This is a genomic window from Halomonas sp. E14, from assembly GCF_052568415.1.
This window is the reverse complement of record NZ_CP199423.1, coordinates 2,986,401-3,001,448: the sequence shown is the minus strand read 5'-3', so window position 1 is coordinate 3,001,448 and position 15,048 is coordinate 2,986,401. Positions and strand designations below refer to the sequence as shown.

General features: G+C 66.9%; 15 protein-coding genes. 5 read left to right on the top strand and 10 right to left on the bottom strand.

The window, feature by feature from the left end; translation table 11 throughout:
- Positions 1-4 precede the first annotated feature (4 nt).
- Together ACT7B3_RS13965 and ACT7B3_RS13960 are read right to left on the bottom strand one after the other, a co-directional pair.
- On the bottom strand, positions 5-577 hold the full coding sequence (locus ACT7B3_RS13965; RefSeq protein WP_445158355.1) for a gamma-glutamylcyclotransferase: 573 nt from the start codon (positions 575-577) through the stop codon (positions 5-7).
- Positions 574-1,473 (bottom strand): DMT family transporter, encoded by a 900-nt coding sequence (locus ACT7B3_RS13960; RefSeq protein WP_445158354.1) that lies wholly within the window; start codon positions 1,471-1,473, stop codon positions 574-576. Before ACT7B3_RS13960 ends, ACT7B3_RS13965 begins: the two co-directional genes overlap by 4 nt.
- Positions 1,474-1,694: 221 nt before the next feature.
- On the opposite strand from ACT7B3_RS13960, the gene ACT7B3_RS13955 reads away from it, so the two are divergent.
- Positions 1,695-2,117 (top strand): hypothetical protein, encoded by a 423-nt coding sequence (locus ACT7B3_RS13955; RefSeq protein ID WP_445158353.1) that lies wholly within the window; start codon positions 1,695-1,697, stop codon positions 2,115-2,117.
- A gap of 181 nt (positions 2,118-2,298) precedes the next feature.
- Here ACT7B3_RS13955 and ACT7B3_RS13950 read toward each other — a convergent pair whose 3' ends face one another.
- The 5 genes from ACT7B3_RS13950 to glcD all read right to left on the bottom strand — a co-directional run bounded on the left by ACT7B3_RS13950 (position 2,299) and on the right by glcD (position 7,319).
- Positions 2,299-2,550: a hypothetical protein gene (locus ACT7B3_RS13950; RefSeq protein ID WP_444676914.1), complete on the bottom strand. Its 252-nt coding sequence runs from the start codon at positions 2,548-2,550 to the stop codon at positions 2,299-2,301.
- Positions 2,551-2,835: 285 nt separating this feature from the next.
- Positions 2,836-3,237, bottom strand: coding sequence for a GlcG/HbpS family heme-binding protein (locus ACT7B3_RS13945; protein ID WP_444676915.1), 402 nt, complete (start codon positions 3,235-3,237; stop codon positions 2,836-2,838).
- A 216-nt stretch (positions 3,238-3,453) separates the two neighbouring features.
- A complete protein-coding gene (gene glcF, locus ACT7B3_RS13940) occupies positions 3,454-4,701 on the bottom strand; it encodes a glycolate oxidase subunit GlcF (RefSeq protein ID WP_445158352.1) in 1,248 nt (415 codons plus the stop codon).
- Positions 4,702-4,719: 18 nt separating this feature from the next.
- Positions 4,720-5,811, bottom strand: a complete 1,092-nt coding sequence (gene glcE, locus ACT7B3_RS13935) for a glycolate oxidase subunit GlcE (RefSeq protein ID WP_445158351.1) — start codon at positions 5,809-5,811, stop codon at positions 4,720-4,722.
- Between the two features lie 11 nt (positions 5,812-5,822).
- Positions 5,823-7,319 carry a glycolate oxidase subunit GlcD gene (glcD, locus tag ACT7B3_RS13930; RefSeq protein WP_445158350.1) on the bottom strand — a complete coding sequence of 499 codons (1,497 nt, stop codon included), beginning with the start codon at positions 7,317-7,319 and terminating at the stop codon, positions 5,823-5,825.
- Positions 7,320-7,515: 196 nt separating this feature from the next.
- Here glcD and glcC point away from each other — a divergent pair, with 196 nt between their 5' ends.
- The gene (gene glcC, locus ACT7B3_RS13925) at positions 7,516-8,292 is read left to right on the top strand and encodes a transcriptional regulator GlcC (RefSeq protein ID WP_444676917.1); all 777 of its coding nucleotides are present in this window, start codon (positions 7,516-7,518) and stop codon (positions 8,290-8,292) included.
- A gap of 96 nt (positions 8,293-8,388) precedes the next feature.
- On the opposite strand, the gene ACT7B3_RS13920 is transcribed toward glcC, so the two are convergent.
- Positions 8,389-10,227, bottom strand: a complete 1,839-nt coding sequence (locus ACT7B3_RS13920) for an L-lactate permease (protein ID WP_445158349.1) — start codon at positions 10,225-10,227, stop codon at positions 8,389-8,391.
- Between the two features lie 358 nt (positions 10,228-10,585).
- Between ACT7B3_RS13920 and ACT7B3_RS13915 the strand changes: the two genes are divergently transcribed.
- The 3 genes from ACT7B3_RS13915 (at position 10,586) to ACT7B3_RS13905 (ending at position 12,466) form a co-directional block, all read left to right on the top strand.
- Positions 10,586-11,293, top strand: a complete 708-nt coding sequence (locus ACT7B3_RS13915; protein ID WP_444676918.1) for a glutathione S-transferase N-terminal domain-containing protein — start codon at positions 10,586-10,588, stop codon at positions 11,291-11,293.
- A 19-nt stretch (positions 11,294-11,312) separates the two neighbouring features.
- Positions 11,313-12,002 (top strand): glutathione binding-like protein, encoded by a 690-nt coding sequence (locus ACT7B3_RS13910; protein WP_445158348.1) that lies wholly within the window; start codon positions 11,313-11,315, stop codon positions 12,000-12,002.
- 116 nt (positions 12,003-12,118) lie between these two features.
- Entirely contained in the window at positions 12,119-12,466 is a 348-nt protein-coding gene (locus ACT7B3_RS13905) for a phasin family protein (protein ID WP_444676919.1), read from the top strand.
- 80 nt (positions 12,467-12,546) lie between these two features.
- On the opposite strand, the gene ACT7B3_RS13900 is transcribed toward ACT7B3_RS13905, so the two are convergent.
- Positions 12,547-13,158 (bottom strand): phosphoribosyltransferase, encoded by a 612-nt coding sequence (locus ACT7B3_RS13900; RefSeq protein WP_444676920.1) that lies wholly within the window; start codon positions 13,156-13,158, stop codon positions 12,547-12,549.
- 212 nt (positions 13,159-13,370) lie between these two features.
- The gene (locus tag ACT7B3_RS13895; protein ID WP_444676921.1) at positions 13,371-14,753 is read right to left on the bottom strand and encodes a uracil-xanthine permease family protein; all 1,383 of its coding nucleotides are present in this window, start codon (positions 14,751-14,753) and stop codon (positions 13,371-13,373) included.
- Positions 14,754-15,048: the final 295 nt, after the last annotated feature.

The window sequence follows — 15,048 nt, the reverse complement described above, 5'->3', positions numbered from 1 at the left end:
GGCGCTAGTGGTCGCCAGGGAGCGCCCTGATCCGTTCGGCAAGTGCGAAGACGTGGCTGTCCTCGGCGCCGAGCTCTTCCAGGGCGGTGGCGAGATGGAGCAGGTAGTCGCGGTTGGCGCCGCTGGGGCCGTGAGCGGCAGCGATCTGGTGGGCCATCTCGTCGAGCGGGGCGGCGCCGAGAAAGGCGGCATTGTCCGCCGTGGCCAGGTAGATCAGCCCCTCGGCGTGGTCGCCCTCGGCGAAATGCAGCGTCACCCGCTCGCGCAGGTAACCGTTCTTCTCGCGCACGTCGAGCGGGCCGAGCACCTCGGCATCGATGCGGTAGGCCATGCCCTGGCAGATCGTGCCGGGCGACTCGATCAGCGTGGCCACCCGCCCCGGCGCCTGCGGCGTGCCGCGATGATCGTGAGAGCCCTGCCAGAAGCGTCGCGCCCAGCCTTCGATATGGGCGGGGCGGCGCTCGTGGTAGGGGAACTCGGCCTTCCAGATCAGCGAGCCGTAGCCGAACAGCCACAGGGTCTGGTCAGCGTCGAAGAAGTTTCTTTCCCGATTGAGGCGTGTGGTATCGAGCGTCATGGGCTGCGGGTGGCTCTGCGGAGGAGCGGTTGGGTCAGGGTCTGGGCCATGAGCACCCCGGCCAGTACCAGCACGCCGCCGACCAGGTGGAACAGGGCAATGCGCTCGCCGAGGTAGGCCATGGCGATCAGCGCGCTGAACAGCGGCATCAGGTTGATGAAGATGCTGGCCTGGCTGGCGCCGATCTGGCGGATGGCGCGCATCCACAGGAAAGTCGTAATGATCGAGGCGGGTATGCCGGCATACAGGATCAGCCAGACGTTCTGTGCGTCCACCGGGGTCATCGGGCCCATCAGGTAGGGTGGCAGCAGGAACAGCACGGCGAACACCACCTGGGCGTAGAGCAGTACCCAGGGCGGCAGGTCCAGCGGCCAGCGCTTGAGCATCACGCCGTAGAGGGCGTAGCAGGTGGCCGCCACCACCATCAGCAGGTCGCCGAGCGCTACCTCGAGCTCCAGCAGCGAGAGCGGGTCGCCGCGACCCAGCAGCACCAGCACGCCGAACAGGGCGACGAGCCCGCCGACGGTGCCGCCGAGGCTAGGTGCCTCGCGCAGGATCAGCGCGCTGAGCAGCACCGTGAGCAGCGGTACCATGGCGGCCAGGATGCCCATGTTGGTGGCCGAGGTGGTTTCAGCCGCCACATAGGCCAGCCCCTGCCACAGCCCCATGCCGAGCAGGCCGAGGGTGGCCAGCTTGGCCCATTCACGGCGTATGGTGTGGCGATGACGCCAGGCGGCCGGCAGCAGGAAGGGCGTGAGCACCAGCAGCGCCAGCACCCAGCGCAGGAAGGCGATGCTGCTGGGGGCGATGGCGCCCACGGTGAGCTGGTTGATGGTCATGTTGCCCGACCAGATCAGCACGGCGCCCAGCGGGGGCAGGAAATAGAGCAGCGGCATGGCGGTTTCTCGAGCAGGGTGTGGCCCCGCTGTGCCGAGGCCGTGCAAAGCCCCCATGATATCGGCCCGCTGCGGCGCTGCAACTGGTAAGGAGGCTAATGAGCCACGGCAGCGAGGCGGCGGCTTGGCGACGGGCGAATCGTGCCTATGCTGTTAGCGACAAAGTGGAACTGCGGCAAACCGAGCCACGCAGTCCAGGGCCAAGCACTCAAGGAGAGATCATGACATTACGACATCACCGTGCCGGGTTGGGGCTGTGTGCCGCGCTGGTGCTGGCCGGCTGCGGCGACGACCAGCAGGCGGCGGCGCCCGAGGAGGGGCCGGCGCTGCAGGATGCCGTGGCCTACGTAGGGCGCTGGGCGGCGGAGCCTGCCTGGTGCGCCCGCGGCGGCGAGGATCGCACGATCACCCTGGCACCATCGCGCCTGGAAGGCCACGAGAACCTGTGCGAGATGGAAGTGGAGCGGGAAGGTGACGAGGTCTGGATGGCACAGCTCGATTGTCGCGGCGAGGGCATGCGCAGCGAGGAGCGGATTCGCCTGGCGTTGCAGGAACACGAGGTGCTGACTCTGACCTGGCTGGACCGCGACGGCGCCGAGGTGACCCTGCAGCGCTGCCCGGAGCCAGGCGCCGAGTTGGACTGAGCCCGCCCTGAACGAAGCTGGCGGTTGCCCTGGTGGCTAATCAGTAGCCGGCTAGCCAGCAGGCGGTTGTCTTGCTGGGTAGCGACACGTGCAGGCGGCGGGTAGTCGACGCTGGATGCCGAACCTGCGGCGAGCCGAAGCAAGGGCCATACGACCTTTGTCGGCTCGCCGATTCAGGGTGTCATGCGTCCAGGATCTCCTTGGCTTCGTTCAGTGCCTCCTCCGACTGGGCGTGGTCGCCCTCGTTGTGATACTGCTCTCCCTGTTCGCGCAGTTCGCGGACTCGCTCAAGCTCGTCCTCGCTGAGCTGAGCGACCTTATCCTCGTCCTGCAACGCCTCGTCGATGTCGGCCATGAGCGCAGGGCACATGTGCGCCCAGGCCGGTGCCATGAAGGCCATCAGCACCAGTGCGGCAAACAGTTTCTTGACCATGACGGGTTCCTCCCGTTGGGCGCAGCCATGTCGGCACCGACCCTGGCCGGCCTGATGGATCTTGCGTTGGAAGCCTCGCCATTGTGAGATACGCCGCGAACGGCGTGCGGTACGCAAGGCAATGGCGAGGCTGCCGTCAGTATAGGCAGCCTGGGCGCGGGGGAAAGGAACTCGACCCATGCCAGGAACACGACGGCCTAGGACGCGATGAGCAAGAACAACAGCGCCCCGCCCTTGTGAAGGGGGCGGGGCGCTGTTGTCGGCCTTGTTGCCGGCCCGAAAGGCTCAGGCGACGGCGGCGATACCGGCCTTGGCGATCTGTACGTCCTGATCGGGCTTGACGCCGGAGACGCCCACGGTGCCGGCCATTTCACCCTCGACCATTACCGGCACGCCGCCGGCCAGCAGGCCCTGCATCGGCGCGGAGAGGAAGGCGTTGCGCCCGCCGTTGATCATGTCCTCGAAGGCCTGGGTCTCGCGGGCGCCGAGCGCGGAGCTGCGCGCCTTCTGAGTGGCGATGTCGGGGGTCATGGCCGGGGCGCCGTCGAGGCGGCGCAGGCCGAGCAGGTGGCCGCCGTCGTCGGCCACGGCGATGGTCACTTTCCAGCCGTTGGCTTCGGCTTCTTTCTGGGCCGCGTCGAGGATGGCGTTGACGTCGGTCAGGGTAAGTACGGGTTTGGTCTTCATGGGGCTCTCCTTTTGAAATAAAGAACATTGGCGATGCGGAGCTAGCAGCTCTCCCGGTGAAGCACGGGGCTGTTCCGGCGACAGGCCCCGGGGCGCCGGACCGACGAGGAGGCGCTGTGAACCCATCCCTGGGCGCTACCGATGCCATCCATGGCATCGGACCTCCTCTTCGGCCTGTCCCCGGCGCCCCTCGCCTTGGGCGACTATTCGCAGAGGCTAGCTGCTTACGGGCGTTGGCAGGGCCTCATCGACAATCTCTATCCAATGCCTGACCGGCGTGCGCCCCGCGCCGTTGAGGTGCGTCTGGCAGCCGATGTTGGCGGTCACGATGGTTTCCGGGTTGCCGGCCTCGAGGGCGTTGAGCTTGTTGTCGCGCAGCTGCATTGAGAGCTCGGGCTGGGTGATCGAGTAGGTGCCCGCCGAGCCGCAGCAGAGGTGGGCATCCTTCACCGGGGTGAGGGTGAAGCCGAGCTTGACCAGCACGCCCTCCACCGCGCCGCCGAGCTTCTGGGCGTGCTGCAGGGTGCAGGGGCAGTGGAACGCCAGCCGGCGGCCCTCGTTGACCTGAAGGCTCGCCAGCTCCTCGTCGCGCAGGACCTCGACCAGATCCTTGGCCAGCTCACTCACGCGCCGGGCCTTGTCGGCGTAGGCGGGGTCGTCCTTGAGGATGTCGCGGTACTCCTTGACGAAGGCGCCGCAGCCGCTGGCGGTCTGCACGATGGCTTCGGCCCCGGCCTCGATGTGCGGCCACCAGGCGTCGATGTTGGCCCGTGCGCGGGCGCGGCCGTCGTCCTGGGCGTTGAGGTGAAAGTCGATGGCGCCGCAGCAGCCGGCCTCGGCCACCGGCGTGAGGCCGATGCCCAGGCGGTCGAGCACCCGCGCGGTGGCGGCGTTGGTATTCGGCGAGAGCCCCGGCTGCACGCAGCCTTCGAGGATCAGCATCTGGCGTGCATGGCGCTGGTGGTCGGGGCGCGTGCCGGCGTCCACCGGGCTGGGCGGCAGCTTGTCCTTGAGCTTGCCGGGCACCAGCGGCTTGAAGGTCTGGCCCAGCTTGAGCAGCGCCTGGAAGCGCTTGGGGTCGACCAGGGCCTTGCGCAGGGCGTAGCGCTGGGCGCGGTCGGCGCGGCTGCGCGGCACGCGGCGCTCGATCTCGGCGCGGCCGATGTCGAGCAGCTTGTGGTACTCAACGCCGGAGGGGCAGGTGGTCTCGCAGTTGCGACAGGTGAGGCAGCGGTCCAGGTGCAGGCGGGTCTGCTCGGTGACGTTTTCGCTGTCGTCCGGGTTTTCCAGCATCTGCTTCATCAGGTAGATGCGCCCGCGCGGCCCGTCGCGCTCGTCGCCCAGCAGCTGGTAGGTGGGGCAGGTGGCGTTGCAGAAGCCGCAGTGCACGCAGCTGCGCAGGACGCGGTCGGCTTCCTGGATATGCGGCTGCTTGAGGGCTTCTTCAGTGAAGTGCGTCTGCATGTCGAAATCCTGTGCGTCTCAGAACGCCGCGTAGAGCCGGCCGGGGTTGAAGATTCCCTGGGGGTCGAGCTGGGCCTTGAGATTGCGGTGATACTTCACCAGCACCGCGGGCAGCGGCGTGAAGGGGTCCACCTCGGCCGGGCGCGGGCCGTAGCAGGTGGCATGGCCGCCAGCGGACTGGCAGGCGCGGTGCACCTGTTCGGCGTCGAGCCCGGCGCGCAGCCAGCGCTGGGCGCCGGCCCAGTCGTGGATCATCTCGCGCTCGTCGACGGCAGGCAGGTCCAGCGCCGGAGCGCGGTGGGGCAGCGAGAGCCGCCACAGCGGGGCGCCTCCTTCGCTGAAGTAGGCCAGGCGCTGGTCGCGCAGGGCGTTCCAGAAGCCGCCGTCGAGATCGTCGCCGCCGATGCGTGCACGGGTGGCGGCCACCGAGCTCGGCCCGCCCTCCAGGCGCAGGTGCAGGGCGCCGTCGAGCCAGGCGGCGGCGCTGATCGGCAGCGGCTCGCGACCCCACTCGGCCAGCCGACGGCGGGCCTCGTCGAGGGTGAGCTCCAGCTGCAGGCTGTGGGTGGCGCCGGGAATCGGCAATACCTTGAACGAGACCTCGGTGATTACCCCGAGGGTGCCCTGGGCGCCCACCATCAGCCGCGACAGGTCGTAGCCGGCGACGTTCTTCATCACCTCGCCGCCGAAGCGCTGCTCGATGCCTTCGTGGTTGATCACCCGGGCGCCGAGGACGAAGTCGCGCACGCTGCCGGCCCAGGGGCGACGCGGCCCGGACAGGCCGGTGGCGACCATGCCCCCCACGGTGCTGGCCTCGCCGTAGCGCGGTGGCTCGAAGGGGAGCATCTGGCCCTGTTCGGCCAGCGCGGCCTCCAGTTCCGCCAGCGGGGTGCCGGCGCGCACCGAAACCACCAGCTCCACCGGATCGTAGAAGCTGATGCCGCGGTGCTCGCGGGTGGAGAGCTCGCTGCCCTCCACCTCGCGGCCGTAGAAGTAGCGGGTGTCGCCACCGACGATGCGCAGCGGCGTGCCCTCGGCGCCGGCCTGGCGGATGCGCTCGGCAAGGGCCTCGCTGGCGTCATGGGCTTGGGGTTGCGTTGCGTTTGCCATGGTTACTCCAGTCAGCCCTGCGGTGCGGCCGGGGCGCTGTCGGCTGCCGCGCTCTTGATAGTGCGGAATTCCGAACAGCGCGCCGGGGTGGGGATGTTCTTGCCCGGGTTGAGCAGGTCGCTCGGGTCGAAGGCGGCCTTGGCGGCGCGGAAGGTGGCCAGCTCGTCGGGGCGGAACTGGGCGCACATCTGGTTGATCTTCTCGCGGCCGACGCCGTGTTCGCCGGTGATGGTGCCGCCCACCTCGACGCACAGCTCGAGGATCTCGCCGCCCAGCGCCTCGGCCACCGCCAGCTCGCCCTCGCGGTTGGCATCGAACAGGATCAGCGGGTGCATGTTGCCGTCGCCGGCGTGGAAGACGTTGGCCACCTTCAGGCCGTAGCGCTCGGAGAGGTCGCTGATGCCCTTGAGCACCCGGGCCAGCTCGCGGCGCGGGATGGTGCCGTCCATGCAGTAGTAGTCGGGCGACATGCGGCCCACCGCGGGGAAGGCATTCTTGCGCCCGGCCCAGAACCGGGCGCGCTCGGCGTCGTCGCGGGCCTGGCGGATGCCGGTGGCACCGGCCTTTTCCAGCACCCGGCGCACGGTTTCGCAGTCGTCGTCGACGTCGGCCTCGACGCCGTCGAGCTCGCACAGCAGGATCGCTTCGGCGTCCACCGGGTAGCCGGCGCCGATGAAGTCCTCGGCGGCGATGATGGCCAGCTTGTCCATCATCTCCAGGCCGCCGGGAATGATGCCGGCGGCGATGATGGCGCCCACCGCGTTGCCGGCCTTCTCCACGTCGTCGAAGCTGGCCATCAGCACCTTGGCCACTTCGGGCTTGGGCAGCAGCTTGACGGTGATCTCGGTGACCACACCGAGCATGCCCTCGGAGCCGTTGAACAGCGCCAGCAGGTCGAAGCCGGGGGCGTCCAGGGCATCGCTGCCCAGTGTCATGCGCTCGCCCTCGATGGTGAGCACCTCGACCTTGATCACGTTATGCACGGTGAGGCCATACTTGAGACAGTGCACGCCGCCGGCATTTTCGGCCACGTTACCGCCGATGGAGCAGGCGATCTGCGACGAGGGGTCCGGGGCGTAGTAGAGCCCGTAGGGCGAGGCCGCCTCGGAGATGGCCAGGTTGCGCACGCCGGGCTCGACCCGGGCGATGCGCGCCTCGGGGTCGATCTCGAGAATGCGCGAGAAGCGTGACATCACCAGCAGCACGCCGTGCTCCAGCGGCAGCGCGCCGGCGGAGAGGCCGGTGCCGGCGCCGCGGGTCACCACCGGCACGCCGAGGCGATGGCAGGCCACCAGCAGCTTCTGAACCTGCTCCAGCGAATCGGGCAGTGCCACCAGCAGCGGCAGGGTACGGTAGACGGAGAGCCCGTCGCACTCGAAGGGACGCATGTCCTCTTCCCGATGCAGCAGGGTCATGCCCGGCACGGCCTGAGTCAGGCTGTCGCGAATGGCGGCCCGGTCCAGCGTCGGCGCCGGGCCGTCGAGTCGTTCGTCGTAGAGGATGTTCATGCAGGCGCCTCGTTGCGAGTCTTGGCGGCAGGTAGCGTTGTGCAAACGCCAATTTGCGCTCAGCCGGCAAGGCTGTCCAGTCTGCGGTCTACTGGTATGACCAGTTGTTGATTACTATATTGGAAATAGTTTTCATGATACACCATGTCGGGCTCGCCTGCGCCCGTCAAGGCGGCTCGTCATGCAAGGAGGAAGCATGCCCCCGGAGAACGACCACGTCCTGCCGACGCGCACCCCCGATGCGGTGGCGGCGCGCCTCGAGCAGCTGATCCTCGACGGCGTGTTTCGCCCGGGCCAGCTGCTGCCCTCGGAGCGCCGGCTGTGCGAGCGGCTGGGCGTGTCGCGCACCTCGCTGCGCGAGGGGCTGCGGGTGCTGCGCAGCAAGGGCATCATCGCCACCCGCCAGGGCCGCGGCTCGGCGGTAGCGGCGCTGGTGCCGGGGCGCGACGACAGCCCGCTGATGCACCTGTTTCGCGACCACCCGCGCACCCTGTTCGACCTGCTGGAGGTGCGCGCGTTGCTCGAGGGCGAGTCAGCCCGGCTCGCGGCGGAGCGGGCCACGCCGGCCGACCGGGTGCTGATCCAGCGCCGCTACGAGGCGATGGCCGACTACGTGGTGAACCGCGAAGGTGTCGACGTCGAGCGGCTGGCGCACCTCGACCACGCTTTTCACCTGGCGATCTGCCAGGCTTCGCACAACCCGGTGCTGGTACATACGCTGCAGTCGCTCACCGACCTGCTGCTCAGTTCGGTATTCGCTTCGGTGAAGAACCTCTATCACCGCGAGGCGCCGCGGCAGATGATCAATCGCCAGCACGCCCGGCTCTATCGTGCGGTGATGGAGGGCAAGCCCCAGGCGGCAAGGCGCGCGGCACTGGACCACCTGACCGGCATCGAGGCGCAGCTGCGCGAGATCGAGGCCGAGGATGAGCGCCTGGAACGCTCGGCCATGCGCCTTGGTGAGTGGGAGTGATGCGCTGCGACTTCGCCTCGCACACGGAGCCCTCTACCAACGAAGCCGCCCCCGGGGGAACCCGGGGGCGGCTTCGTGCAGCATAGCGAGGCTGGCTTACTCCTGTTCGAGCTCGGCCTCTTCTTCCCCGAGCTCGGCTTGGGCCTCGGGCGCCTCGGCGGCGTCATCCGCCACGCCCACGCCCACGTCTTCCACCGGCGGCTCCGATACCTGCTCGGTCGCGGCCGGCTCTGTCTGCGCCACTTCCATCAGCGGGTCGGTCACGCCGATCACGTAGAAGGCGATCATGGCGACGAGGCCGGTGACAACCAGGTAGTAGAGCGTCGGCAGGATGGTCTTGCGGATGGTGATGCCTTCACGACCCAGCAGGCCTACGGTTGCCGAGGCGGCCACCACGTTGTGAATGGCAATCATGTTGCCCGCCGCGGCACCCACCGCCTGCAGCGCCACCATCATCGCGGTGGAGACACCGAGAGCCTGGGCCACGTTGAACTGGAACTCGGCCAGCATCAGGTTCGACACGGTATTGGAACCGGCGATGAAGGCACCCAGCGCACCCACGGCAGGCGCGAAGAACGGATAGACGTCGCCCACGCTGTCGGCCACCAGCTGCGCCATGGCCACCGGCATGGAGACCAGGTCCGCTGCGTTGACGCCGGAGTTGATCAGGATCCGCACCATGGGGATGGTGAAGATCAGCACGAAGCCGGCACCCAGGATGGTCTTGGAGGACTCGCCGAAGGCCGCCTTGAGTTCACCCAGGCGCATGCGGTGCAGCAGCGCGGTGACCAGCACCACCATCAGCAGGATGCCGCCGGGCAGGTAGAGCGGGGCGATGCTGCCGGAAACGCCGGCTTCACCGAGGATGTTGCTCCAGCCGAAGGTCCAGGCGTTGAGCGCCTGACGCAGCGGCTCGACGGTGCGCGACGCTACCAGGAACAGGGCCAGCAGCACATAGGGGAGCCAGCCCATGAAGGTGGAGATCGGCGCCTTGCCGGCGATGTCATCCAGTTTGATCTCGAGCTTGCCGATCCACTCGTCCGGCCAGGACTTGCGCTCCGGGAAGTCCCAGGTGTCCTTGGGAATCAGGAAGCCGCGGCGTGCGGCAGGCACGACGATGGCCAGGCCGACCATGGCGCCAATCATCGACGGGAATTCCGGACCCAGCAGCACGCCCGCCAGCACGTAGGGCACCACGAAGGCGACACCGGCGAAGATGGCGAAGGGGGCGATCGACAGACCTTCCTTCCAAGATTTGTTGGCACCGAAGAAGCGGACCATGATCACCACCATGATCAGCGGCATCAGGATGCCGGCGATACCGTGGATGATGGCGACTTCGGCCGAAATCAGGCGGAAGTACTCGAGCCAGGTGTAGCCGCCGGCTTCCAGCTCGGCGGTGATGCCTGCCGAGTTGATGCCGCCGGTCACGCCGACCACGATGGGTGTGCCCACGGCGCCGAAGGAGACCGGCGTGGACTGGATCATCATGCCCACCACCACGGCGGAGAGCGCCGGGAAGCCCAGCGCCACCATCAGCGGGGCCGCCACGGCCGCCGGCGTGCCGAAGCCCGAGGCGCCCTCGATGAAGCAGCCGAACAGCCAGGCGACGATGATCGCCTGCACGCGGCGGTCGGGACTGATTCCCGAGAAGCCGTTACGGATCGCCGTGATGCCGCCCGAATGCTTGAGCGTGTTGAGCAGCAGGATGGCCCCGAAGATGATCCACAGGATCGATACCGTCAGGATCAGACCCTGCAGGGTTGAGGCCAGCACTCGGTTGAAGCTCATCTCCCAGGCCAGCAGGGCGATCAGCGCAGTGACCAGGTAGACGATAGGCATGGCCGTCTTGGCGGCCATACGGAAACCGATCAGCAAGACGCCGGCCAGTATCAACGGCGTGAAAGCGAGCAGAGCTAGCGTCGTCTCTGTCATGTAACGTACCTCTAGGCTTTTGTTGGGCAGGGTGTCGAGCAGCGGCCGGCAGGAGAGGCTGACCTGAGCGCCGTCGATGGAACGGAACGATACGGAGTGCGTGGAAAACTTGCCATCCTTGGGTAATTGGTATGACCAATCTAATATCGCCTGGCGAGGGGTTGCCATTTCGCTTTTTATCGAAAAAACAAGCCCATGCCGCCATTATTTTAATGGAAAATGTTTCCAGTGATAGCCTCGAATTAGACTAATGGACAGCCTTGCCGCGGCTTTCAGCGCGTTGGGTCGAGCCATTGGCAACCTGGCCGAAAGGCTGGCACTATCGGTTCATTAACATCCACGGATGCAGGAGAACGACATGGCGAGGGTGCTCTACGAACTGTGCGGGATCGATGAGGCGCTGCGGTTCTCTCCTTACTGCTGGCGAGTGCGCTATGCCCTGGCCCACAAGGGCCTCGACGTGGAGACCCGCCCCTGGTACTTCACCGACAAGCAGGCGCTGGCCTTTGCCGACCATGACAAGGTGCCGGTGCTGGTCGACGGCGACACCACCGTGACCGACAGCTACGAGATCCTGCGCCACCTCGACCGCACCTACCCCGAGCGCCCGCTGCTGGGCGACGGGCTTGCCGCGGCGCGGGCCCGCTTCTTCAAGCACTACACCGAGCGCTCGCTGCAACCCGCCATGCTGCGCACCATCGTCATGGACCTGCTCAATGCCATTCATCCCAAGGATCGCGACTACTTCCGCAGCTCGCGCGAGCAGCGCTTCGGCCGCACCCTGGAGGAGTTCCACTCCCCGGCCAAGGGCCTGGCCCAGCTCGACGCCGCCCTCGAGCCGCTGCGCGGCTGCCTGAAGGAGTCGGACTACCTGGACGGCGATGCGCCCGCCGGGGCCGACTACCTCGTGTTCGGCAGCTTCATGTGGGCGCGGGTGGTCTCCACGGCCGACCTGGTATCGAACGCCGACCCGGTCTACGGCTGGATCGAACGCATGTTGGACGCCTACGACGGGCTGGGGCGCCAGGCCATGCGCATCTCCGACATCGAAGGCGCCTACCGCTGAGGCGGGCCGGGAGGGAAAGATGATCGAGCTCTACTACTGGACGACGCCCAACGGGCACAAGGTCACGCTCTTTCTCGAAGAGGCGGGGCTTGATTACCAGCTGCGCCCCGTCAACATCGGCCGCGGCGAGCAGTTCCTGCCCGAGTTCCTCGAGGTCGCGCCCAACAACCGGATACCGGCCATCCTCGACCGCGCGCCCGCCGACGGCGGGCAGCCGCTGGCGCTGTTCGAATCCGGCGCGATCCTGGAATACCTCGCCGACAAGTGCGGCCAGTTTCTACCGGCGTCGGGCCGGGAGCGCTACGTCGTGCTGCAGTGGCTGCATTGGCAGATGGGTGGGCTTGGCCCCATGGCCGGGCAGAACCACCACTTCCGCCACTACGCACCGAAGAAGATCGAGTACGCCATCCAGCGCTACATGAACGAGACCTCACGGCTCTACGGTGTGCTTGACCGGCGGCTCGACGACCATGAGTTCGTCGGCGGCGATGCCTACTCCATCGCGGACATGGCCATCTACCCGTGGATCGTGCCGCACGAGCGCCAGGGCCAGGATCTCGAGGAGTTTCCCAGCCTGGAGCGCTGGTTCCAGCAGATGGCGAGGCGCCCGGCCGTGGTGCGTGCCTACGCACTTGCCGAGGAGGTCAACCCCCAGGCGGGAGAGCCCATCGACGATGAGGCAAGGCGGCACCTGTTCGGTCAGCGGTAGCGACGCGGGGCACAATGCTGCATCGCAATAAAAATGTTGCGCCGCACAAACCTCCTTGCTATGCTGCAATGCAACAAGGCCCTTCACGCCTTGCATTGCAACCCTGGAGGTGACCCATGAGCAAGACCCAAGAGAAAACCCAGCAGCAGTTCGAAGCCTTCTTCTCCACGCCGGTTCGCGCCTACGGTTCGCTGACGCTGGAATACTACGAGAAGCTTCTCTCTGCACAGTTCGAGATCTTCCGTAGCTACAGCGAAATCGGTATCGCCCAGGCGCGCAGCTGGCTCGACGTCAAGGACGCTGACAGCCTGAAGAAGGTCGTCGAGTCCCAGCAGAAAGCTGCCAAAGAGTTTGGCGAGCGTCTGCAGGGCGACACCAAGAAGGTCGTCGACCTGAACCAGGAATTCCTGCAGCGGGGCCAGAAGCTGGCCGAGCAGAACCTGAAGAGCGCCAGCAGCCAGTAAAGCGGGCAGCGCGGAACCCAAGGGCCATCGCCATCGCCGTCGTCGGCGATGGCCCTTGTTTTTTTGTCGTCGGCCTGACGTCACCCCCGCAGCAGGGCCAGGACCTCGTCCTCTTCCACCTGGCTGAAGTCCGCGTAGAACTCACCCACCGACATGAAGCGCTCGGGCGCCTCCAGGCAGACCACCTCGTCGGCCAGCGCGGCGAGGCGCGCCAAGGCGCTGGGCGAGGCGGTGCCCAATGCCGCGATCAGGCGCTGCGCTCGCCCCTGCAGGGTTCGCAGGGCGGCTTCCATGGTGGCGCCGGTGGCGCTGCCGTCATCGACTACCACTACCACGCGGCCCTCCGGGGCAATCGGGGCCCGAACTGGCGTGTAGCGCCGACGGCGCGTCGCGATCAGCTGTCGCTGTCGCTCGGCTTCGCGTTCGATGGCCTCCGGCGGGAAGTGCGATGCCGCCTCGTCGAGCTTCAGGGTGCCGTCTTCACTGATGGCGCCTATCGCGAATTCGGGGCTGCCCGGGGCGCCGACCTTGCGTACCAGCACCACGTCGAGCTCACCGTCCAGTGCGTCGGCCAGGCAGCGGCCCATCGGCACGCCGCCGCGGGGGATGGCGAGAATCAGCGGATGGCTTCCCTGTAGGTGGGCAAGACGCGATGCCAACTGCTCGGCGGCGTCCTGGCGATTGCGAAACATGTCGCTTCCTCGCTATGTGGACGGTGTCGTCACCAGTGTAGCCTCGCCAAGGCCGTGGGACGGGTGCAGCGGCAGGTGGTTCGAGCAAGCGTGAGGCAAGTGCAGCGGGAAGCAAGTGCAGCGGGAAGCAAGTGCAGCGAAGAGCGAGGCAGGAAGCAAGCCAGTGGAAAGCGGGAAGTGGGCCGGCCGAGCAATCTCGGCCGGCCTTGTGTTCAGGCGTTGGAATGCGTCTCCTTGCCCTTGGCCAGCGACTCTTCAGGCATTTTCCGCTGCGGCTTGCCCGGCAGAACCGCATCCAGCAGCAGCGCGGCGAGGGCTGCCGGCACCAGGCCCGACTTCAGCAGCAGGCCGGCCTGGCCGGGCATGGTCTCGGCGATGGCCTCCACCGCCGGCAGGCCGATGCCCAGGCTCATGGCCACGGCGATGATCAGCATGGCGCGCTGGTTGAGCTCGCACTCCTGGATGATCTTGAGCCCGGCCGAGGCGATCATGCCGAACATCACCACGCCGGCGCCGCCCAGTACGGCATGGGGCATGGCCGCGACCAGGCCGCCCAGCTTGGGGAACAGGCCCATGCAGATCAGCAGGATGCCGCCGATGGTCACCACGTGGCGGCTGACCACGCCGGTCAGGGTGATCAGGCCCACGTTCTGGGCATAGGCGGTATTGGGCAGCGTATTGAATACCGCGGCGAACGACGTCGCCACGCCATCGGCCATCACGCCCCCGGAGAGTTCGCGGTCCTTGGCCTGGCGACCGGCGCCGCCGATGGTGATGGCGGAGATATTGCCGATTGTCTCGAGCCCCACCACGAACATGATCAGCGTCATGCCGATGATGGCGGTCAGCTGGAATTCCATGCCGTACTGCAGCGGCCTGGGAACGGAGAACCAGGCGGCGTTGGCGACGCTGGAGAAGTCGACCATGCCCAGCGCGATGGCTACCAGGTAGCCGCTCACCAGGCCCACCAGGATGGAGGCGGCCTTGAGGAAGCCGCGGCCGAACTGATGCACGACGATGGTGACCACCAGCACAAACAAGGCCAGGCCAAGGTTGGTGGGCGAGGCGAAGTCATCGGCCCCCACGCCGCCTGCGGCATAGTTGAGGCCCACCGGCATCAGGGTGATGCCGATCAGCAGCACCACGATGCCGGTCACGACCGGCGAAAACCAGTGGCGAATCTTCTTCAGAAAGGCCCCCAACCCCACCTGCAGCATGCCGGCGACCAAGGAGGCGCCCAGTACGGCGGGGAGGCCGAAGGTGCCGGCCAGCGGCAGCGCCACCGGCAGGAAGCCGAAGCTGGTGCCCTGCACGATGGGCAGGCGGGCGCCGATGGGGCCCATGCCGATGGTCTGGATCAGGGTGGCGATGCCCGCCACGAACAGAGCCACCTGAATCAGGAAGATCTGTTCGCCGGTGGTGGCGCCGATGACGCCGGCGATGATGATCGGTGGCGTCACGTTGCCGGCAAACATCGCCATGATGTGTTGGATGCCCAGCGGAATCGCCTTGCCCAGCGGCGGCATGGCGTCCGGGTTCTGGTTGACGGTACGAGAGGGTTTGGCGGGCTGAGAAACGGGTCCAGCGTCGGTCATGGTCAGGCTCTCGAGTTGTTGTTGTCTTGGTGTTGTCTTAGCGTGGCGAGATGTGCGCACGCTGGGAAATTAATGTACACAATTGATCTTTATTTAAAAGACAATTTACGGTTATTTTTGTCTCTCACTAGGAAGACTGAAATAAAAACAATGGCTTGATGGCGTTGTTTTGACCGTTTGGTCATATCTAAAGGGCCGCTTGGCCGGGAAGGTGGGCGCTCTCCATGTGCATAGAGAGCCTGATATGCGTGAGTCTAAGGTCGGTGAGACGGAAGCCAGCCGGAAGGTGCCGCGA